Genomic DNA, 18,776 nt, shown 5'->3' on the forward strand with positions numbered 1-18,776 from the left:
GTGACAGCAACGTCGTGTCGGCGTCAGTGAGTGCTTTTCTTCTCACAATTACAGTCACCGTTCGATCACCGACCGTGCTAGTCGGGGGCAAACTTATTCACAGGGGCGAGCGTACGCCTGTCTATGCAGTTCGTCATTATCGGGGCCGGACGGGTCGGGCTGCGGACGGCACGCGTCCTGCGAGACGAAGGCCACGAGATAACGCTGGTCGAACGCGACGAACAACGGATCAAACGCGCCCAGCACCAGGACTTTCCCGTCATCGAGGGCGACGGCTCCCGCGAACCCGTCCTTGAGGAAGCCGGCGTGATGGACGCCGACGCCGTCGGCGCACTGACCAGCGACCTCAACGTCAACTTCACCGCCTGCATGATCGGGAACCATTACGGCTGTCGAACCGTCATGCGGATCGACGAGGCCTATCGCGAGGGGATCTATCGCAAGTACGCCGATCAGGTCGACGAGATCATCTATCCCGAGCGACTTGGCGCGATCGGTGCCAAAAACGCCCTGCTCGGCGGGACGATCCGGGCGATCGCCGACATCGCCCCAAGCCTGCAGGTCGTCGAGCTCACGATCACCGAGGCGGCACCCGTCAACGGCTATACGCTCAGCGAACTGCAGTTGCCCGCCAACGCGACCGTCCTCGCGTTTGGCAAGAACAACAGCCCTCTCGAGATCCCGACCGAAGATAGCTCGCTCGAGGACGGCGACCGGCTCGTCGTCCTCGCTGACTTCGACGTCTTAAGCGAGGTTCGCCAGCTGCTGGTCGGCGAGACCCCGATGCAAGCGGCCGCAAACGCCGGCTCGGGCTCGAGTTCGGTCTCGACGGATCGTGATACGAACAGTGACACTGGAGGTGTGAACTAATGGTTACGGCATTCGTCATGATCAAGGCGAACACGGGCGAGGCGGATCGACTCAGAAATAGTATCGAATCGATCGAGGGCGTGCAATCGGCACACATCGTCGCCGGCGATGTCGACCTCATCGCGAAAGCGACGGTTGAGACGCCGGCCGAAGTCAAGGAAATCGCCGCGACCCACATCCAGGGTATCGAAGGGGTCGAGGATACGCAGACGTACATCGCGATGGACTAAGACCCAGCTTTTACGCTGCGATCTGCCGCGCTGGTGGCGGTGCCACACAGCGCGGCGTCCCTCGGTAAAAGCTGGACCAAAAGCACCGGAAGACGCGTCGCGTCTTCCGAGCCCTCGTTCACTCTGTTCACGAGGACACTCCTCCTTGCCCGCCAGCCGCGCAAAGCGCGGCTTCTGGGTCAGTCGTCGGCCCGCTCGCTCCCCCTGTCTCACGGCCGTCGGCCGTTCGACTACTCGCGGCGCGTAGCGCCGCGCACGGGTTCGCTCGCGGTCAGTAACAGGGAGAGTACCTGCCCTTCCCCGGGTCGCGTGGCTCTCGCGTCTGCTCGAGCCACGCTCCCGGCCAAAGAGGTCTTATCTGGAAACGATCGTCGACCTATTATAACGGCATGCCGCCGCTGCTCCCGTTGTCGTCTGCGGCCTGCTGACCCTGTTGCTGGGCGTTTTCGAGCAGCGTCGCCGTCGGCCCGCGGTAGTCGTAGCCGGGGATGATCCCCTGTGCGTAGGTGCCTTCGACGAACTCGATGAGTGCCTTGGCGTCTTCGACGCCTTCGGTGGCGTCCCAGGCGGTGTACTCGAGACAGACTCGAACCTCGTCGCCGTCGCGTTCGACGACTGGATCGTCGTGTGTGCTCGTGTGGGCGACGCCGAAGACGTCGTCGAGGCGGCGCTCGAGTGTTTCGAACCAGCCGTCTTCGACGACGTCGGCGACGTGCTCACCGGCGACGGCAGCGTCGAGCGTCGGGAGAAAGACGGTGACGTGGAAGCGGCCATCGCGCTTGCCGTCGGCGTCGTCGGCCGTGACGGTCGTCTCGAAAACGGTCGTCGTGAGTGTGTAGCCGTCGTCGGTTCGGGCGAACGCGTCGTGGGCCTCGAGTGCGCGGTCGACGGAGGCCGGAAGATCGGTCATCGGTCGTCCAGAGGGGCGTGGCGGAAAAGGATGTTTTGGGTCGCTGGCTCGCCGCGTCGGCGACGGCAGACCGCCCGGCGATCGGCCGCCGATTCCGGACCGTTTCAGCGAGAAACCTCGCGTTGTGCCCGAAACGAACCGACGGTACTACCCGGAGCTTCAGCATCGCTCGACGGCATGACCCTCGATCGGAAAACTGCGGAACGTCGTCGATTCGCTCGTCTTCTCGGAACCGACGGCGACCGCGGCTCCGGCTTGCCCGTCGGGACCGACACCAACAGCGGGGGGACCGACCGGGACGAACCCACGCGACAAGCGGACGACGACCGTGACGGCGACGGTGAGGCCGACGGCGCATCGACCCGTGCCCGCTGACGTCTACGCCTGTTCGATGGCCTGATCCAGATCCGCGATCACGTCGTCGACGTCCTCGATGCCGACCGAGAGGCGCACGAGGTCGTCGGTGACGCCGCCGGCCAACTTCTCCTCCTTGGTGAGTTGCTGGTGCGTCGTACTCGCGGGGTGGATGATCAGCGTCTTCGCGTCGCCGACGTTCGCCAGCAGGCTCGTCAGGTCGACCTCGTTACAGACCGTTTCGGCGGCGTCGTAGCCACCCTCGAGCCCGAAGGTGATCATACCGCCGTAACCGCCCTCGAGGTACTTCGCGGCGTTTTCGTGGGTCTCGTGGCTCTCGAGGCCGGGGTAGTTGACCCATGCCACGTCGGAGTGGTCTTCTAAGTACTCCGCGACGGCCATCGCGTTCTCGCAGTGTTTTTCCATTCGCAGCGGCAGCGACTCGAGTTTCTGGAGCGTGACCCAGGCGTCGAACGGTGACTGCTGATTCCCCAGGTCTCGCAGGCCGCGGGTCCGAGCGGCGAACGCGAAGGCCGCGTCGCCGAACGTCTCGCGGAAGTTGACGCCGTGGTAAGCCGGGTTCGGCTCGGTGAGTTCGGGGTAGTCGCCGTCTTCCCAGGGGAACGAGCCGCCGTCGACGAGGATCCCACCAACGGTTGAGCCCGCGCCGTGGATCCACTTGGTCGTCGAGTTCCAGACGAGGTCCGCGCCGTGCTCGAGGGGCCGGCACAGATACGGCGTCGCAAACGTGTTGTCGACGAACAGCGGCACATTGTGGTCGTGGGCGATGTCTGCGATGCGCTCGATGTCGGGTGTGACGAGCGCGGGGTTGCCGATCGTCTCCAAGTGGACGAAGGCGGTGTCGTCGTCGATGGCCTCGGCGTAGGCCTCGTAATCGAGGGTGTCGACGAACTTCGTTTCGACGCCGCGTTTCGAGACGGTGTGGGTGAGGTAGGTGTAGGTTCCGCCGTAGAGCGACGACGAGGAGACGATGTTGTCGCCGACGTCCGCGAGGATGAACGTCGCGAGGTCGAACGCGGCCATCCCGGAGGCGGTCGCGAGCGCGCCGACGCCGCCTTCCAGCGTCGCGATGCGTTCCTCGAGCATCGCGTTCGTCGGGTTCATGATCCGCGAGTAGATGTTGCCCAGTTCTTCTAAGCCGAACAGCGCGGCGGCGTGGTCGGTGTCCTCGAACTCGTAGGAGGTGGTCTGGTACAGTGGCGGGGCGCGGGCACCCGTCGTTGGGTCCGGCTCCTGACCAGCGTGGATACTGTTCGTTGCGAAATGATGGCCATCCAAATCGGAATCGTCGCTCATACCAGCGTCCTTGCAGCCACGTCACGTAAAACCCCTCGCGTTTCCCTTGACACCGGAATACGACCGAGATGCGGGCAGATATTACCGAGTACCGCATGGCACTCAGACCTCGAGTACGGTGACGATACGAAGGCTCTCGAGGAGCAGCCAGCAGACGAACGCGCCATAGAGCCCCAACAGCAGCCACGCCTCGCGTGTCGAGAGGCGCATTTCGGTTCGGGAAATCGCGAAGAAGACGATCGTCGCAAGCACTAGAAAGGCCATCATCGGGACGATGTGGGCGAAATTGACCGTCAGCGAGCCCGCGACGAGGACGCCGACCGGGATGGCGACGAGCAGGTCGAAGGTGTTGCTCCCGAGGACGTTCGCCAGCGTCACCGTCGGCCGGTCCGCCTGTGCGGCCGCGAGACTGACGAACGTATCGGGCAGGCTCGAGCCGGCGGCGACAACGGTCATCCCCCAGAGGAACGAGGGGGTCCCGAACACGTCGCCGAGGCCGACCGCCGACCGGACGAGGGCCTCGACGCCGACGACGATCGCCACCAGCCCGACGCCGAACTGGAGCCAGGTCGGAAGCATGTCGACCGACGTGTCCGTCGTCGCTCCCTCATCTGCGGCATCGAGATACTGGGTGAAGATGTAGAGGCCGTACAGCGCGACGGGAAACAGCGCGAGCGGCCGCGAGACGTTTCCTTGGATGAGCCGGCCACTGCCGGCAACCGGGTTGTAGATGACTGCCAGCGAGAACGTCAACAGCAGCGACGCTACTGCGAGCATATAGAACAGCGACTCCTTGTAGACCAGTTCGCGTGACGTATCGATGCCGCCGCCGACCACCACGGCGAGGCCGGGAATCGCCAGCAGATTGAATACTGCCGAGCCGACGATCGACCCCACGCCGAGTTCGAACTCACCGTGGAGCAGCGTCGCGAGCAACACGCTCACCAGTTCGGGCATGCTCGAGCCGACAGCGGCGATGACGGCACCCTGGACGACAGCCGGCAATCCATACGCGGCTGCGAGGTCGTTGGCTGCCTCCTCGAGCCTGGCGCTGCCGTACCAGAGCACGCCCGTTCCAACGGCAGCGAGGGCGAGCAGGACCGCGATTTCGATCATGACCAGGTCGCTGGTCGGCGACCGACTGTCGATCCGTGCCGACACGTTCGGTTGCGCGCGCCTCGTCGGACGGGTGGCTTTCGTGTCTTCGGTTCCTCGGTGGCTTCCGATTCCATGTCTCGCCCTTATTGCGCAGACGTGTAAAGATAGCAGAACCTCGCGGCGATGGTGGTACGATCGCCACACTGCGGGGTGCTCGCGGCCGTCGAGCCAAGCGCTGTTTATATGCGGAGGCAAGCAATGGAGCACTCTATATCGCTCGTGAGCGCTTCGTGAGCGTTGGTACTGCTACTAGCAACGCTCATACGTACGGCACCCGGCACTTGGGTCACGACGGTACGTGCGACGGACCGCCGTCCGAACCGCTGCCAAGCGACATCGACTACCCATGTCCGAATCAACGCCACGGTCACCGCGAGACGACACAGAATCGGTCTACAACGACTACATACTGGACGTCCGAATCCTCGAGGTCATGCCGCCGGACGCCGAGACACCACAGTACCGGTTCGAGGCCCCCCAGCATACGCCGATGACGTTCGACGATCCGGAGACCGCGACGCTGTACGCCGACGTCTACTTCGACACGAACGGCTTTCAGGAGGCGGGAACCGGCGACCGGGGCGTTCCACCGGAGGTCATTCAGGCGGGCCGAGACACGCTTGCGGCGTACTTCCTCACGATGCCCGGTACGGACGTAAACTGGGTGGCGTCGTTTTACGGGAAGACGCCGCCGAAGATCGAACGGTACATCGCGTCCGTCCGCCAGCGCGCCCAGGAGATCCGCGCGAACGCGGCCGAACAGGGACTCGAGTAGCTGATAGCGAATTCCCTCGCTGAGACGAACTCTTGTCAGTCAGTGCCGGCCGCAACCCACACTGCGGTCCAACCGGGACAGCGGGACAGCAGACCGTCTGAGTGGGGTGATCGAGACGCTCTTTTCGATCGAATCACATCGCGGTAGTCGAGACGGTGCTGGCGTCAGGTCGACGATGACTGGCTCGGAAGCCGAACGGAGAGCTACATAGGATTCCGTACGCTTCGTTTAGGAATTGATGAATAAATATTAGAAATATAAAACTCCTATAATACGCTGACCCGTTACGGAACTGATGGTTGATTTAACTCGACGCAACCTGATGGAAGCCTCAGTCGCCGCAGCGCTCGGTGCGAGCGTCACTGGCGTCGCGAGCGCCGACCCTGACGATCCCGATACGCCGCTGGCACCGCACGTCGACGGGGAATTAAAGCGGTTCTCCTCGACCGCACTCGGCGCGGAAGTCACCGGCCCGTTCGTGTTCGATGAGGGGGCGCTGCTCTACAGCCTCCAGCACCCGAGCCGCGACAATCCTGCACCGTACGACGAGGCTGGAATCGGCTACTTCAGCGGCTTCCAGTTCGAACTCGAGGGCAGTAACGACGACTTCGACGAGCTGTCGACGCCCCAGACGAACGCGGAACGACAGACAGTCCGCGGCGCTGACGGCGAGTTCACGTTCCTCGCACAGGCCCACGAGACGATCAACGGGGGAACCGAAGAACTCGGCGTCGTCCAGACGCCCGACGGCGAGAATATTACGACCGACGCGTTTGCCGGCACGCAGTACGGGGACGCCGCGTACAACCCCGACTGTAATCAGTTCGTCCCCACGACCGACGACGGCACCGAGGGCTATCTCTTTACCAACTGGGAGAACAGCCCTGGTAACGTCTCCCGAATTCCGATCAGCCGAACCGACGACGGCGAGTGGGAGGCTGACCTCGAGAACGCCATCAACATCGCGAACACCGAGCCGATGCGCGACCTCGGCGGGACGCGCATCAACTGTTACGGTGATCTGAGCCCGTGGAATACGATGATTTCCTCCGAGGAGAACTACGCACACCCGCGGGTCTCGCTGGCCGCGACGGTCGGCGACATTTTGGAGGCAGGAACGGGCAAGGGACGCCGCGGCGCTCACGAGTTCTGGAACCGACCGAACCCCTCGGACATTCAAAGCGCCGTCGACGACTACTACGGCGATGAGGCCTGGGGCATCCAGGGCTACTGGGCGATGACCGGCGTGGAGTTCCTCGCGTACTACCTCGGCGCGGACCCCGTCGATCAAGATGCCGACGAAAACACGACCCAGCCGATCGGCGATGTCTACCCCAACCCCTACCGCTACGGCTATCACGTCGACATCCGCGAGCCGGCAGCCGACACGCCACAGCCGGTCAAGTACTACGTGATGGGGCGAGCCGCCTGGGAGTCCCCCGACATCCAGTCCGACCGGAAGACGGTTTATGGCTGTTCGGACGGCGACAGCAAGGGGATCTACAAGTTCGTCGCCGACGAGCCGATCGACAGCTACGACGACCCGATGGCCATCGCCGGCACCCTCTACGCTCCGAAGGTGACCAACGCGGAAGCCGCCCGCGAACTTCCGCCGGCGGAAGTCGACCTCGAGCTCGAGTGGCTCGAGCTGGGCCACGCCACGAACCGCGAGGTCGAGGCGTGGATCGCCGAGTACGACGATATTACTCAGACCGACTATCTCGAGACTCACGCCGAAACCGACTGGGAGAAAGACCTCGAGGCTGCGCTCGAGGAGGCCGATCGCGAGGTCGTCGACAACGGGAATCAGGACTACATCACCGACGAGGAAATCGCGCTGTGGGCCGAACAGTGGGCAGACGAGGGTCCCGACGGCGTCTCGCCGGATCTCCGTCGCGTACCGTTCCTCGAGACCCGTGCGGCCGCCAAAGAGATCGGCGCGTCCATCGAGTTCAACAAGGCCGAAGGCGTCGACAGCGTCGACGGTGCCGAACCGGGCGATTACGTCTACTTCGCCATCTCCGAACTCAACGACGATATGTCCAACGAGGAGGCCTACGAAGGCGTCGGCGATATTCAACTCGAGCGAGTCGACGGCGGTGTCGTCTACCGGGCGGCACTCGAGGCGGATTTCAACGTCTCGACACTCGAGCCGGTCATTGTCGGGCCGGACGCGAGCGATCCCGCGGCTGTCGCAGACGACGCGCTCATTAACGTCGACAACGTGCTGGTGATGGATGACGGCCGCGTGCTCTGCTGTGAAGACGCCGATCAGTTCGGTCGCTCCTACAGTAACGATTGTCTCTACGTGTACGAACCGGCGGAAAACGACTTCCCTGGGCGTCCGACCGAGCATCCGGGGCGTGGCCGCGGCGAAACCGGTGATACCGACGATGTCCCGGGTCGTCCCGCCGAGCACCCGGGCCGTGGTCGTGGACGAAACGGCGACGACTGACGGAGCGCCGTCTGTCGGCTGAACACGGTTGCTGTCGATTCGACGATGGACCAACGGACGGTGACAAATGTGCCATCCGCCGTCCGTTTTGAGGAACGCAACTGCTGAATGTCGCCACGGACTGCCGGAAGCGCAAGCGTCTCTTCTGTCAGTTCGGCATCACACCGCGGTCGACCCACAACGCGTTCACTCGAGCAGCGACTCGCCGGTCATCTCGGGTGGCTGGTCGAGGTCGATGGCCTCGAGCATCGTCGGCGCGATGTCTGCGAGCGTGCCTCCTTCGCGGACGGTTCGGCCGCCGTCGGTCCCGTCGGGTGCGAGATAGACCAGCGGCACCTCGTTGTACGTGTGTGCCGTGTGGGGGTCGGCTTCGGTTCCCATGTCGTCGGCGTTACCGTGATCAGCGGTGACGAGGACGTGTGCGCCGGCGTCCTCGAGCGTCTCGACGAGCCGTCCCAACTGTTCGTCGACGGCTTCGACGGCCTCGATCGCGGCTTCGTAGTCGCCGGTGTGGCCGACCATGTCCGGGTTGGCGTAGTTTAAAACGAGGACATCCGGATCGTCGGCGTCGATAGTGTCGATCGCGGTGTCGGTCACCTCGGGGGCGCTCATCTCGGGTTGCTGGTCGTAGGTCGGCACGTCGGGACTCTCGACGATCTTCCGGATCTCGCCGTCGAACTCGACCTCGCGGCCGCCATTCAAGAAGTAGGTGACGTGGGCGTACTTCTCGGATTCGGCGATCCGTAACTGTGTCTTCCCGGCGCCTGCCAGTACCTCACCGAGGACCTGCTCGGGTTGGTTCGGCGGGTAGGCCACGGGGAGGTCGAAGGTCTTGTCGTACTGGGTCATCATCACGACCTCGGCGTCCGGTGGACTGGTCGCACACTCGTCGGCCCAGTCATCGGGTCGGATGTCCGCGAGCATCCGCGTGAGCTGTCGTGCTCGGTCGGAGCGGAAGTTGAACCAGACAACTGCGTCGCCATCTTGTAGCGCGGGCTGTCCTTCGATCACCGTCGGCTCGACGAACTCGTCAGTCTCGCCGCGGTCGTACGATTCTTCGACTGCGTCGACGGCCGAGTCGGCGGTCCACTCAGCGTCGCGGTTGACGATGGCGTCGTAGGCCCGCTTCGTCCGCTCCCAGTTCTGGTCGCGGTCCATCGCGTAGTAGCGGCCCGAGACCGTCGCAACGTCGCCGGTACCGTGCTCGGCGATCACGTCCTCGAGCGTCCCGAGGTACTCCCGGCCCCCGGTCGGCGAGGTGTCTCGCCCGTCGGTGATCGCGTGGGTAACGGCCTCGACGTCGCGGTCGGCCGCCAGCTCGATCAGCGCGTGGAGGTGTTCCTGATCGGAATGGACGCCGCCGTCGCTGACGAGGCCAACGAAGTGAACGCGGCCATCGTTGTCACGCGCCCGATCGAACGCCCCGTTGATCGCGTCGTTCTCCCGGAAGGAGCCGTCCGCGATGGAATCCGAGATGCGAGTGTACTCCTGATAGACGACGCGGCCGGCACCGATGTTCAGGTGGCCGACCTCGCTGTTGCCCATCTGTCCCTCGGGGAGGCCGACGCGTCGACCGGCGACCTCGAGCCGGCCGTACGCGCCCGACTCCGCGAGGCGGTCGAAGACAGGCGTTTCGGCCGCGTCGACCGCGTCCCTGCCGCCGTCACCGAGTCCCCAGCCGTCGAGAACGATCAGCGCAGCTTCCATACCAGATCGGAAACCAGCATGTCCTAACTACCTGTCGTTGTCGTCGTCAGCGGCGGCCGGCTACAGGGACCGCTCGTCCCCAACGTATCAGTATTGAGTTATCTCTGTCGTTCGGCTCGAGCGACCGGGCTCTGCCTGACTGTGTCGCGTAGATGAGTCGACTCGAGCCAGCTAATGTCGTGTGGTCAGTCGTCGTGACAGTGGTCGAACGTCGTCCCGCAGTCGCCACAGACGGTCGCATTGCCGGGCGTGCTCCGCTGTGCGAAGACAGCCCCGCACTCGTCACAGATCATAAAGAGCCGGTGTTCCGGCGGGACGCCGGCCTCGAAGTCGGCCCGGATCCAGGCGTCGGGATTCCCCGCTTCGTAGATGGTGATCCCGGATCCGTTCTGTCGCCAGTTGATCGCACGCTCGTCGGAGGGAACGGTCGCCGATTCTCGCTCGGACATCCAGATATCTCCAGCCTCGAGCCGTCCATACATACGCTTTCTGATAGTAATTTACACGGACCTGAGTCAACATCGTTGTCGTTCACGACCACTGGCTTTTTGCGGGTCGGGCGGGAGCACCTTCTCATGACGCTCGATCCGGTCCACTTCGACGGTATCGCACGGCTCGCGAGGCGGATCGACCCCGGGACCGACGAGCGCGACCGTCGCGCCTTCGCCGAGACCGTCTGGGAGGAGTTCCTCGATCCCTTGCTCGATGACGGCCGGCGGGTTCTCGAGCCGGTCGACGAACAGGCGCGGCGACTGGTCGACTGCGAGGCGGTCGCGTTGCGCGACCGCGAGTTTCCGACCGAACACGGCCTCGACGCGGGGACGATCAACCCGACGACGTTCAAAAACGGGCTCGTCATCGACATCGCGCAGGCGGCGATGAGCGCGACCCCGAGCGAGCTCGACCTCCACCGGTCGCGGACGACCGTGATGACGGTTCACTCGAACGACGAGACGATGACCGTCGACGAGACGTGGGGCACGTTCGACGAAGGCTACAGCCGGAGCCGCGCGGTCAAGATCCCGCCGCTACCGCGGTTCGCGGAGGGCGTTGTCCACGCGCTGGCGCTGTACCTCGCGGAGAGTACTCATGCCCGTGACCACGCTGAGGCGGTGTCGGATCTGCTCGTTCTCGACGGGCCGCTGTATCCCCGTGGCCTGCTACGCTGGGCCGACCAGCACCCCGATCTGGCCGACTTCCTGCTCGACGACCCCCGGCCGACGACCGTCCTCGAGAACTACGTTCGACTGGTCGAGGCGTTCGTCGACCGGGACGTGCCGCTCGTCGGCTTCGTGAAAAATCCCGCGACGCGCGTCATCACGCGGACGCTAAAGGACAAGCGAGAGATCGACGTCAGCGTGCCGTGGGCGGACGATTCGGCGCTGTTTACCCGGCTGCTCGAGCGCGGCGAGTACGTCGACGACGTCGATGGCGAGCGCTGGGACCGTGATACCTCGGCGCTGACCTATACGAATTGGTTCCGCTCGCGCGGTGGCGTCGATCGACCGCTGTCGGCCGAGGGTGATGCACTCGGCGTCGACCGACGGCTCGAGCGGCCGGCCTACGAGGTCACGTTTTTCGTCGTCTACGATCCGCGCGACGACCTGTTGTATCGAATCGAGGCCCCCTATGCGTTTACGAAGGACCCGGAGACGCGCGAGCGACTGACGATGCAGCTGTTACAGGACGTTGCCGTCGCGCACGGGCCGCCGACGATCGTCGAAAAAGCCGACGAACTCGCTCGGATCAGCAACGCGGAGAAGGCATCGCTTCGCGAGACGCTCGAGGCACAGTTCGACACCGTGCAGGACCGGACCTACGACGACCACCGCTGGGACGAACAGCCGTACTGACCGGGTCGCACCGATCCGGTCACTCGGCGTCGTTTTTTTCGACCTCGAGATCGACGTCTTCGGGATCGACCCCGATACGGGCGAACTGGGTTCGGACGTGTTCTTTCGCTCCCTCGAGGGCCTGTTCGCGGGTGTCGAACCCACGCGGCATCGGCGACTCGAAGGCGAGATTGACCTCGCGGCCGTCGACGAGCTGGGTCGTCCCCCCGCTATCGACCTCGTAGAACTCATCACAAACCCAGACGTACGCGGCGTCTTCGTCCGGTGCGCCGCGGAACGAGGGGGCTCGTTCACCTCGCTCGTACAGTGTGCCGGTGAGTTCCGTCCCGCCAGCACGACCGCGTACCTGAAGCATGAGTGATGATACGCCTCGCGGACGCAAAAATACAGCGCTCATTCCGTCCAGACGCGCCGTTCGGCCAGTGCGAGGCGGTATGACAGTCGTGGCGACGACCGACGGCTCTCGTCTCGGTTACGGCATGATTCTGTTGACCCGTCTGCATCAGCGAGACGCACGCGGACCGACTCCCGTGTCGACTCGCGCGATCTGAAACCACTGAGCGAGCTCCAATGGTAATTCCCATTGTTGGGTATTCACAAGGAGTTCAGCATGTTACGGAGCGGATACCGGAGTACTGGCGCATTCACGACCCAAATTCTTTTGGAACTGGTCTTATGCCCCTTGCATGGATTGCTAAGGACAATGACTTCGGACGCTCACATCGGCGACGATATCACCCCTGGGCCGCTCGTTAACGTCCCGGCGGAGTGTTACGAAATCCTTCGTCATCCACGCCGGCTTCGCGTTCTCGAGATTCTCGGCAGCCGGCAAACACGACTGTCCCTATCGGACCTGACGACGGCACTGATCGACCGAATGAACTCGGAGATTCCGACCGGGCAGGCACGACACGACGTGCGGATCAGTCTCGTTCACAATCACCTGCCACGACTCGAGGACGCCGGGATCATCGACCGGACTGACACTGGTATCGCACTCGTCGACGAACCGCCGGTACGTCCCACGGACCTCTCGATCTTTCTCGAGGCCTGTGCGGACGAGGACGCCGAAAAACTGCTCGAAACACTCGTCGATCCAGTCCGGATGCGGATTCTCTCCGTGCTCGAAGCGACCGACCGACCGCTCTCGCTCGAGCAACTCGCGACGCAGCTCAGCGCATGCACCGGCGGACCGTTTTGCGACGGCGACCGCGCGGCGATCGCACTGCACCATTCTCACCTTCCCGCGATGGCCGACGTCGGCGTTATCAGCTACGATCACGACTCGAAGCTAATAACGCGGTACGACGACAGCGTCTCGATCGTCCAGTAGTCGCCGGCAGCGTCCCACCTGTTCCCCGTTTTCACGTCGATACTGCGCGGTCGTCCGTCCCATCGGTCGCCGCCTGTTGGTCGCCGCGCCGGAAACGACAAGCGTGTTCGCGGTGAGCATCGTACGCACGATACAGGAATGACGGTGCCACGCGCAGACACCGGCCGCGATGGCATGGCAAGCGACGGTCGCAGAGCTGTCGTCGTTATTGGAGCCGCCGTTTTGCTCGCGCTTTCGATAGCCGGCGTCGCGGGGACGGCCGTCGCGATCGATCAGGTCGCGATCCTCTCCCCGGAGCCGATGACAGTCAACGCCACACCCGGCGAGACGATCACGATCGAGCTCTCCCTCTGGAGTCAGGGCGGTCACGGTGGCGAAGGCGTCAGCGCAGTGACCGTGATCGCACAGTATCACCCGGACTACCTCGAGGTGACTGATATCGAACGAGGCCCGTGGCTCGAGGGTGAGAAAGCTGCGGTCCACACGGAAACGGCGATCGCCAACGAGCAGGGGACGACGGTCATCGAACAGCGCCACGAGCCGGTCGCTGGGGGGACAGCCGGGAGTGGCACAATCGCGACACTGACAGTCACCGTTACTGCGGATGCACCTGCCGGAACGACGACGATTTCGTTTGCCGAGAGTACGGTCGACCTCACCGGTGACTATATGAGCGCGCTCGTCGACGAGTCCGCGACGATTACCATCGCCGGCGGCAACGAACCCCTCGAGTCGTACAATCACACCGACCCCGACGACCTGACGCTCGAGTTCGATGAGACGGGGACGACGAATGACTCGAGCGACGACGGGGCGGGTGCCGGTGGAGTGCCGATTCCAGGCTTTACGGCCGGACTCGCGCTGGTGGCTGTGTCTGTTGCCGCGGGGGCGCTGTGGATCAGTCGAACCAGTCTGCGTTGAGAGAGTCCGTCCGACTGGAGGGAAACGCGTTTTAGGGCTGGGACGGATGAACCTCATATGACTGATCTGGGAGACTTCGGCGATTTCGACGCCGACGCCGATGCTGACGAGGGATCGGCGGCCAATGCAACCGACTCGTCGACGGCATCGGCAGGAACTGACGAGCCGTCGACTGCGAGTTCGACGACCGACGGCTCGAGCGACGCGTTCGAGTCGACGCCGGTCGAACCCAGTGGCGACGATGTCGGCATCGGTGCGCTCTGTGTCTCCCAGGGACTGCGTATCGCCGAGGACGGCGACGATACGACCCTGCAGGCCTACATCACCCGCGGCAATCGATCATCGATCCGCATCGGGAGCTACCTGCTCGCGCCCTATCCCGACGGTGAGACGCTGTTCTGTCGGATTACGGGACTCGAGTACGCCCAGCAGTACCACGCCGACGACGCGACGGAGATTCATGCCCGGCGGGCGATGCGCTCCGATGGCATCGACGAATCCGACTACAAGTTCGTCGCGACCCTCGAGCCCGTCGCCGTCCTTTACGAGGATCGCGCGGAACCACGTTCCGCGGACGACTCGAGCGGGCGGAGCCCGCAAGAGGGAGGCGAATTGAAGCGCCGGATGACCGATCGCGTGCCGAAACCGCAGACCGTGATCCGACAGGCCGACGACACCGAGGCGATCAAGACCGGGCTGAAGATGCCAGAGGACGGCGTCTTTCTGGGCCATCTTTCCGTCGGCGGCGAAAAGGTCCGGACGGCAGCGTCCCCACCGACGATCGATTACCGGCTGAAAGACGACTACGAAGCGGGTGATCCGCTCGTCTTCCGACACACGCTGATCGCCGGTGGGACTGGCTCAGGGAAGACCCACGGGGCGAAGAACATCCTGCGGCAATATCTCGCCGACGAGCGCACATATCCGATGGCCGACGGTCGTACGGTGCAACCCGCGGTCGTCCAGTTCGACCCACAGGATGAGTACGCCCAGATGCACGACGACAACCCCGACCTGGACAGCGACTTCGCGCGCCGCCTCGAGCGCGAGGGGATCGCTTACGGCGGCGTCTCCGATACGACGGCGTTCGTCCCGAAAGTCGGCTCGGCGTCGTACGCGGCGGGCCACCACCGCGCGAAGCAGGTCGAATTCACGATCCCCTTCTCGATGGTCCACGACAACCCGTGGCTGGTCGCGGGCAGCGGATTGAACGACAACCAGTACGGCGCGCTCGTCAGCGTGCTCCTGCCGCGGTTCCGGAACCAGTACGGCGAGGCTGGCACCTACGAGGAGTTCACCACGTTCCTCGACGATCCCGCACTGCGTGAGGAACTCGACGAGTCCGGCCGCGTCCACGAGGCGACGTTCGACGCCGTGCGCCGGCGTGTGCTCGGCTTCGGCCACGTCTTCGACCAGGATGCCCGGCCAATTACGGAGTTGGTCCACGAGTTCGTCCGGCCCGGCGGGCTCACCGTCGTCCCGACCTACCACATCAATGATACGCGGGCAACCGAAACCATCGTCCTCGCGGTCTCGTCGCTGCTGATCGATCAGAAACTCTCGAACGATCCGACCTACGACCGGATCAAGGAAACGCCGCTCGTGCTGGGAATGGACGAGGCACACAACTTCCTGACTGACGCCGACAGCGTGCAGGCGGGAAAAGTCATCACCAAGTTCACCGAGGCCGCCAAACAGGGCCGCAAGGAGCGACTTGGCCTCTTTCTCATTACGCAGGACCCCCAAGACATCCACGATGCCGTCTTCAAACAGATCAACACGACCATCGTGTTGAATCTCGGCGACGAGGACGCCATCAAGAGCGTGAATATTCCGAGCAACCTCGAGTCGAAGGTCCCCTACATGGAGAAAGGCCAGATGGTCGTCTACTCGCCCGACAATTCGGAGCCGGTCGAACTGATCGGCCTGCCGACGTGTCTGACTCGGCACGGGCGGGACTGACCTGACGACGGCGGATTGAGGCGAGGGGCAGTTCCGGCGTGCTCGAGCGCGCTGGTCGATCTCGCAGCCGGTCAGTCGTCGTGACGTGCCGTCGGCTCGCCGGCGTTATGGCTCGAGCCTGCTGAGAGGAGAGGAAATCGTCAGGAACGGCCACAGTGTCCGTGACATCGTCGCGACCGCACTCGGTGGCCGTCCGCGTCGTCAGAGGGTGCTCGCGTGCGTTATCCCTGCCCGACCATCGACTCTTCTTCGTCCCACTCCTGTTCCTGCAGCTCGTATTTCTGGATCTTGCCCGTCGCCGTCTTCGGGAGGGAGTTGACGAACTCGACGCGGTGGACGACCTTGTAGCCGGCGAGTCGCTCGCGCGTGAACTCCGTCAGTTCGTCTTCGGAGACTGGCGGGTTCTGTGGGTCGTCGTTCGACGGCACGACGAACGCCTTCGGCGTCTCGCCCCACTTCTCACTGGGCGAGGGGATCACGGCCACGTCGGCGACTGCCTCGTGGTCGAACAGCGTGTCCTCGAGTTCGATGCTCGAGATGTTCTCCCCGCCGGAGATGATGATGTCTTTCTCGCGGTCCTGGATCGAGAGCATTCCCTTCTCGTTGACGACGGCGAGGTCACCAGTGTGGAACCAGCCCTCGCGCTTGTCGTTGAACGCTTCCTCGGTCTCCTCGGGTTTCTCCCAGTAACCTTCCATGACCTGGTTGCCGCGGACGAGGATCTCGCCGATCGACTCGTCGTCCCACGGGACCTCGTTGCCGTCGTCGTCGACGACTTCGATCTCGGTGGCCAGCGGGGCGATGCCCTGGCGCTTTTTGAGCCCGAAGCGCTCCTCGCTGTCCTCGTCGATCAGGCGACGGGTCGCGGAGGTGCCGATGAGCGGGCCGGTCTCGGTCGCCCCGTAGAGCTGGCGGAAGTGCCAGCCGAACGTCTCTTCGACGGTGCGGATGACGCTTTCTGGCGGCGCGGCACCGGCAGCGGTGACGCGCATCGGGTTGTCGCCCTCGGTGGAGACGTCGTTCTCCTCGTAGTACTCGTCGAGCATGCTGAGGACCGTCGGCGCACAGCAGAGGAACGAGACGTCTTCGTCGTTGATCTGCTGGAAGATCTCCTCGGCGTCGACGCCGCGGGTACAGACGTGTTTCGCACCGATGCCCGTGATAGCGTAGATGTGGCCCCAGCCGTTGACGTGGAACATCGGCAGGGTCCAGAGGTAGACGTCGTCGTCGCTGATCTCGTGGTGGATCGTCACGAGCTGGGCGTGCAGCGACTCGGTGCGGTGGGTCCGCATGACGCCTTTCGGGTCGCCGGTCGTCCCAGAGGTGTAATTGATCGTGATGACGTCGTCTTCGCTCATCTCGGGGCGCTCGTAGTCGGGCTCGACGTCCGCGATGAGGTCGTCGAAGTCCTCCCAGTCACCCTCGACTTCGTCAGCGTCGTTCGTGATGAAGATCTCCGTCGGGACGTCGTCGCGGATCGCTTCGATCTTGTCGGCGTACTCGTAGTCAGCGATGATCGCTTTCGTGTCAGAGTCGTTGAGCAGGTACTCGTAGTCCTCGGGAGTCAGCCGGTAGTTCAGCGGCGTGTGGATAGCGCCGAGTTGCATGATCCCGTAGGCAGACTCGAGCTGGTAGTGGGTGTTGGGGTCGAGAACGGCCACGCGGTCGCCCTTCTCGATGCCACGCTCTTGTAGCACCGTCGAGAGGCGGTCGGCTCGGTCGCCGAACTCCTCGTACGTGAACCGTTCACCCGTCGTCGCGACGATCGCTTCTTCGTCGCCGTAGTACTTGCGCGCCCGGTCGAGGAAATCGGTCACCAACAGTGGGACTTCCATATACCCCGTCATCGAACATTGATTATAATATTCTTTATGGAGTCATCCCGTGTTTCAGTACAGCAATTTGATGCGTACCAATTACTGTAATTTTTGTCTGACATCTTTTTCCTGTTCCCGACGCGTCGTCTCGAGACCGATCGAGACGCGTAGCGGTTGTCTGTGACTGTCTCGGTCGTGCTACGCCGACTCGAGCAATCTCTCCTCGAAAAACGCCCGAACCGCACTCGCGATGTCGGCAGCCGCGCCGAGGAAGAAATGATCGGCCGAGAAGGCGGTTATTTTGTCGCCACGACCTCGCGCGCGCTCGACGATCGGCTCCCAGTCGGCGGTCGTATCTCGTGTGCCATACAGAACGTGGACGGGGGTCTCGAGCGAGTCGATGGCCTCGACGGCGTCGAGATCGTCGGCCAGGCGTGCCGTCGGCGCGAGGACGGCGACCGCGTCGGGGTCGACGTCGGTCGCGGCGAGTATTGTCAGCGTCGCGCCGAAACTGTAGCCGAAGACGCCGACCGGGCAGCCGTCGACCTCGTCGCGCGCCCACCGAACGGCATTCCGGACGTCTTCACGCTCGCCATATCCCTCGTCCCATGGCCCGTAATCGAAGCGCAAACAGGCGATGCCGGCGTCACGCAGGACGTCGCTAACGGCGACGAGGCGGCGGTCGCTTCGCGTGCCACCGTGTTGGGGATGTGGCGGACAGGCGACGACGATCGCCCGTGGGTCGCTGTCGGGTTCGACGAGCGTCCCGCGAACGTCGCGACCGCCGGGAAGCAGAACGTCGCTCATGGCCGATCGTTGTGAGCCAGTGGTAATCAATCCCCATCGAGCCCGCGGCCCGAGGAGGATTGGTTCGAGACGGGTTCAGACGGACAGGCATCCGTCTCAAACGCGACCCGACGGATCGGGAACCGACTCGCGCAAACGGAGCCGGTCGTACTCGCCGAGGAGGGCATAGCCGACAAAGCCAACCACGAAAGCTGCCATGCCGAGCGACTGGATGCCGAGTCCCACAGACCAGACGGCTGCGGCGACGAGCGCGAGGCCGGCAACGACACCGGGGCCGCCCGGTCGCGACACGTACGTCGCCCCGCGT

At 63.9% G+C, this 18,776-nt stretch carries 18 protein-coding genes; 9 read left to right on the top strand and 9 right to left on the bottom strand.

Annotated features, from left to right (window positions below; genetic code table 11):
* Positions 1-123 precede the first annotated feature (123 nt).
* Both C476_RS02170 and C476_RS02175 read left to right on the top strand, forming a co-directional pair.
* On the top strand, positions 124-870 hold the full coding sequence (locus C476_RS02170; protein ID WP_008009407.1) for a potassium channel family protein: 747 nt from the start codon (positions 124-126) through the stop codon (positions 868-870).
* Positions 870-1,100, top strand: a complete 231-nt coding sequence (locus C476_RS02175) for an Lrp/AsnC family transcriptional regulator (RefSeq protein ID WP_008009409.1) — start codon at positions 870-872, stop codon at positions 1,098-1,100. Before C476_RS02170 ends, C476_RS02175 begins: the two co-directional genes overlap by 1 nt.
* 379 nt (positions 1,101-1,479) lie before the next feature.
* Here the strand turns inward: C476_RS02175 and C476_RS02180 are convergent, their stop codons facing one another.
* A complete protein-coding gene (locus C476_RS02180) occupies positions 1,480-2,010 on the bottom strand; it encodes a DUF5813 family protein (protein ID WP_008009410.1) in 531 nt (176 codons plus the stop codon).
* A gap of 177 nt (positions 2,011-2,187) precedes the next feature.
* Between C476_RS02180 and C476_RS02185 the strand changes: the two genes are divergently transcribed.
* Positions 2,188-2,385 (top strand): hypothetical protein, encoded by a 198-nt coding sequence (locus C476_RS02185; RefSeq protein ID WP_008009413.1) that lies wholly within the window; start codon positions 2,188-2,190, stop codon positions 2,383-2,385.
* Positions 2,386-2,388: 3 nt separating this feature from the next.
* Here the strand turns inward: C476_RS02185 and C476_RS02190 are convergent, their stop codons facing one another.
* On the bottom strand, positions 2,389-3,681 hold the full coding sequence (locus tag C476_RS02190) for an O-acetylhomoserine aminocarboxypropyltransferase/cysteine synthase family protein (RefSeq protein WP_008009415.1): 1,293 nt from the start codon (positions 3,679-3,681) through the stop codon (positions 2,389-2,391).
* A gap of 102 nt (positions 3,682-3,783) precedes the next feature.
* The gene (locus C476_RS02195; protein WP_049911561.1) at positions 3,784-4,797 is read right to left on the bottom strand and encodes a sodium:calcium antiporter; all 1,014 of its coding nucleotides are present in this window, start codon (positions 4,795-4,797) and stop codon (positions 3,784-3,786) included.
* Between the two features lie 388 nt (positions 4,798-5,185).
* Between C476_RS02195 and C476_RS02200 the strand changes: the two genes are divergently transcribed.
* Positions 5,186-5,614, top strand: coding sequence for a hypothetical protein (locus C476_RS02200; protein WP_008009419.1), 429 nt, complete (start codon positions 5,186-5,188; stop codon positions 5,612-5,614).
* 295 nt (positions 5,615-5,909) lie between these two features.
* Positions 5,910-8,069 (top strand): alkaline phosphatase PhoX, encoded by a 2,160-nt coding sequence (locus C476_RS02205; protein WP_049911543.1) that lies wholly within the window; start codon positions 5,910-5,912, stop codon positions 8,067-8,069.
* A gap of 186 nt (positions 8,070-8,255) precedes the next feature.
* Here the strand turns inward: C476_RS02205 and gpmI are convergent, their stop codons facing one another.
* A complete protein-coding gene (gene gpmI / locus C476_RS02210) occupies positions 8,256-9,776 on the bottom strand; it encodes a 2,3-bisphosphoglycerate-independent phosphoglycerate mutase (protein WP_008009423.1) in 1,521 nt (506 codons plus the stop codon).
* A 185-nt stretch (positions 9,777-9,961) separates the two neighbouring features.
* Entirely contained in the window at positions 9,962-10,225 is a 264-nt protein-coding gene (locus C476_RS02215) for a hypothetical protein (RefSeq protein WP_193788154.1), read from the bottom strand.
* A 126-nt stretch (positions 10,226-10,351) separates the two neighbouring features.
* Here C476_RS02215 and C476_RS02220 point away from each other — a divergent pair, with 126 nt between their 5' ends.
* Entirely contained in the window at positions 10,352-11,629 is a 1,278-nt protein-coding gene (locus C476_RS02220) for a DNA double-strand break repair nuclease NurA (RefSeq protein ID WP_008009426.1), read from the top strand.
* A gap of 19 nt (positions 11,630-11,648) precedes the next feature.
* On the opposite strand, the gene C476_RS02225 is transcribed toward C476_RS02220, so the two are convergent.
* Positions 11,649-11,984 (bottom strand): DUF7113 family protein, encoded by a 336-nt coding sequence (locus tag C476_RS02225; RefSeq protein ID WP_008009428.1) that lies wholly within the window; start codon positions 11,982-11,984, stop codon positions 11,649-11,651.
* A gap of 348 nt (positions 11,985-12,332) precedes the next feature.
* Between C476_RS02225 and C476_RS02230 the strand changes: the two genes are divergently transcribed.
* From C476_RS02230 to C476_RS02240, 3 genes are all read left to right on the top strand, one after another.
* Entirely contained in the window at positions 12,333-12,962 is a 630-nt protein-coding gene (locus C476_RS02230) for a DUF7344 domain-containing protein (RefSeq protein ID WP_008009429.1), read from the top strand.
* Between the two features lie 138 nt (positions 12,963-13,100).
* The gene (locus tag C476_RS02235; RefSeq protein ID WP_008009432.1) at positions 13,101-13,883 is read left to right on the top strand and encodes a cohesin domain-containing protein; all 783 of its coding nucleotides are present in this window, start codon (positions 13,101-13,103) and stop codon (positions 13,881-13,883) included.
* Between the two features lie 57 nt (positions 13,884-13,940).
* The gene (locus C476_RS02240) at positions 13,941-15,845 is read left to right on the top strand and encodes an ATP-binding protein (RefSeq protein ID WP_008009434.1); all 1,905 of its coding nucleotides are present in this window, start codon (positions 13,941-13,943) and stop codon (positions 15,843-15,845) included.
* Positions 15,846-16,066: 221 nt separating this feature from the next.
* Here C476_RS02240 and C476_RS02245 read toward each other — a convergent pair whose 3' ends face one another.
* From C476_RS02245 to C476_RS02255, 3 genes are all read right to left on the bottom strand, one after another.
* Complete coding sequence (locus tag C476_RS02245) at positions 16,067-17,680, bottom strand: long-chain-fatty-acid--CoA ligase (RefSeq protein WP_008009436.1); 1,614 nt, start codon at positions 17,678-17,680, stop codon at positions 16,067-16,069.
* A 180-nt stretch (positions 17,681-17,860) separates the two neighbouring features.
* On the bottom strand, positions 17,861-18,469 hold the full coding sequence (locus C476_RS02250; RefSeq protein ID WP_008009437.1) for an alpha/beta hydrolase: 609 nt from the start codon (positions 18,467-18,469) through the stop codon (positions 17,861-17,863).
* A gap of 96 nt (positions 18,470-18,565) precedes the next feature.
* Positions 18,566-18,760, bottom strand: a complete 195-nt coding sequence (locus C476_RS02255) for a hypothetical protein (RefSeq protein WP_008009439.1) — start codon at positions 18,758-18,760, stop codon at positions 18,566-18,568.
* Positions 18,761-18,776: the final 16 nt, after the last annotated feature.

The organism is Natrinema limicola JCM 13563, assembly GCF_000337475.1.
In the GTDB taxonomy this organism is placed as follows: domain Archaea; phylum Halobacteriota; class Halobacteria; order Halobacteriales; family Natrialbaceae; genus Natrinema; species Natrinema limicola.

What these genes read in the sequence shown, in the direction of transcription:
- C476_RS02170 (WP_008009407.1), top strand. Translation starts at nt 124, where the DNA reads ATGCAGTTCGTCATTATCGGGGCCGGACGGGTCGGGCTGCGGACGGCA.
- C476_RS02175 (WP_008009409.1), top strand. Translation starts at nt 870, where the DNA reads ATGGTTACGGCATTCGTCATGATCAAGGCGAACACGGGCGAGGCGGAT.
- C476_RS02180 (WP_008009410.1), bottom strand. Translation starts at nt 2,010, where the DNA reads ATGACCGATCTTCCGGCCTCCGTCGACCGCGCACTCGAGGCCCACGAC.
- C476_RS02185 (WP_008009413.1), top strand. Translation starts at nt 2,188, where the DNA reads ATGACCCTCGATCGGAAAACTGCGGAACGTCGTCGATTCGCTCGTCTT.
- C476_RS02190 (WP_008009415.1), bottom strand. Translation starts at nt 3,681, where the DNA reads ATGAGCGACGATTCCGATTTGGATGGCCATCATTTCGCAACGAACAGT.
- C476_RS02195 (WP_049911561.1), bottom strand. Translation starts at nt 4,797, where the DNA reads ATGATCGAAATCGCGGTCCTGCTCGCCCTCGCTGCCGTTGGAACGGGC.
- C476_RS02200 (WP_008009419.1), top strand. Translation starts at nt 5,186, where the DNA reads ATGTCCGAATCAACGCCACGGTCACCGCGAGACGACACAGAATCGGTC.
- C476_RS02205 (WP_049911543.1), top strand. Translation starts at nt 5,910, where the DNA reads ATGGTTGATTTAACTCGACGCAACCTGATGGAAGCCTCAGTCGCCGCA.
- gpmI (WP_008009423.1), bottom strand. Translation starts at nt 9,776, where the DNA reads ATGGAAGCTGCGCTGATCGTTCTCGACGGCTGGGGACTCGGTGACGGC.
- C476_RS02215 (WP_193788154.1), bottom strand. Translation starts at nt 10,225, where the DNA reads ATGTCCGAGCGAGAATCGGCGACCGTTCCCTCCGACGAGCGTGCGATC.
- C476_RS02220 (WP_008009426.1), top strand. Translation starts at nt 10,352, where the DNA reads ATGACGCTCGATCCGGTCCACTTCGACGGTATCGCACGGCTCGCGAGG.
- C476_RS02225 (WP_008009428.1), bottom strand. Translation starts at nt 11,984, where the DNA reads ATGCTTCAGGTACGCGGTCGTGCTGGCGGGACGGAACTCACCGGCACA.
- C476_RS02230 (WP_008009429.1), top strand. Translation starts at nt 12,333, where the DNA reads ATGACTTCGGACGCTCACATCGGCGACGATATCACCCCTGGGCCGCTC.
- C476_RS02235 (WP_008009432.1), top strand. Translation starts at nt 13,101, where the DNA reads ATGACGGTGCCACGCGCAGACACCGGCCGCGATGGCATGGCAAGCGAC.
- C476_RS02240 (WP_008009434.1), top strand. Translation starts at nt 13,941, where the DNA reads ATGACTGATCTGGGAGACTTCGGCGATTTCGACGCCGACGCCGATGCT.
- C476_RS02245 (WP_008009436.1), bottom strand. Translation starts at nt 17,680, where the DNA reads ATGGAAGTCCCACTGTTGGTGACCGATTTCCTCGACCGGGCGCGCAAG.
- C476_RS02250 (WP_008009437.1), bottom strand. Translation starts at nt 18,469, where the DNA reads ATGAGCGACGTTCTGCTTCCCGGCGGTCGCGACGTTCGCGGGACGCTC.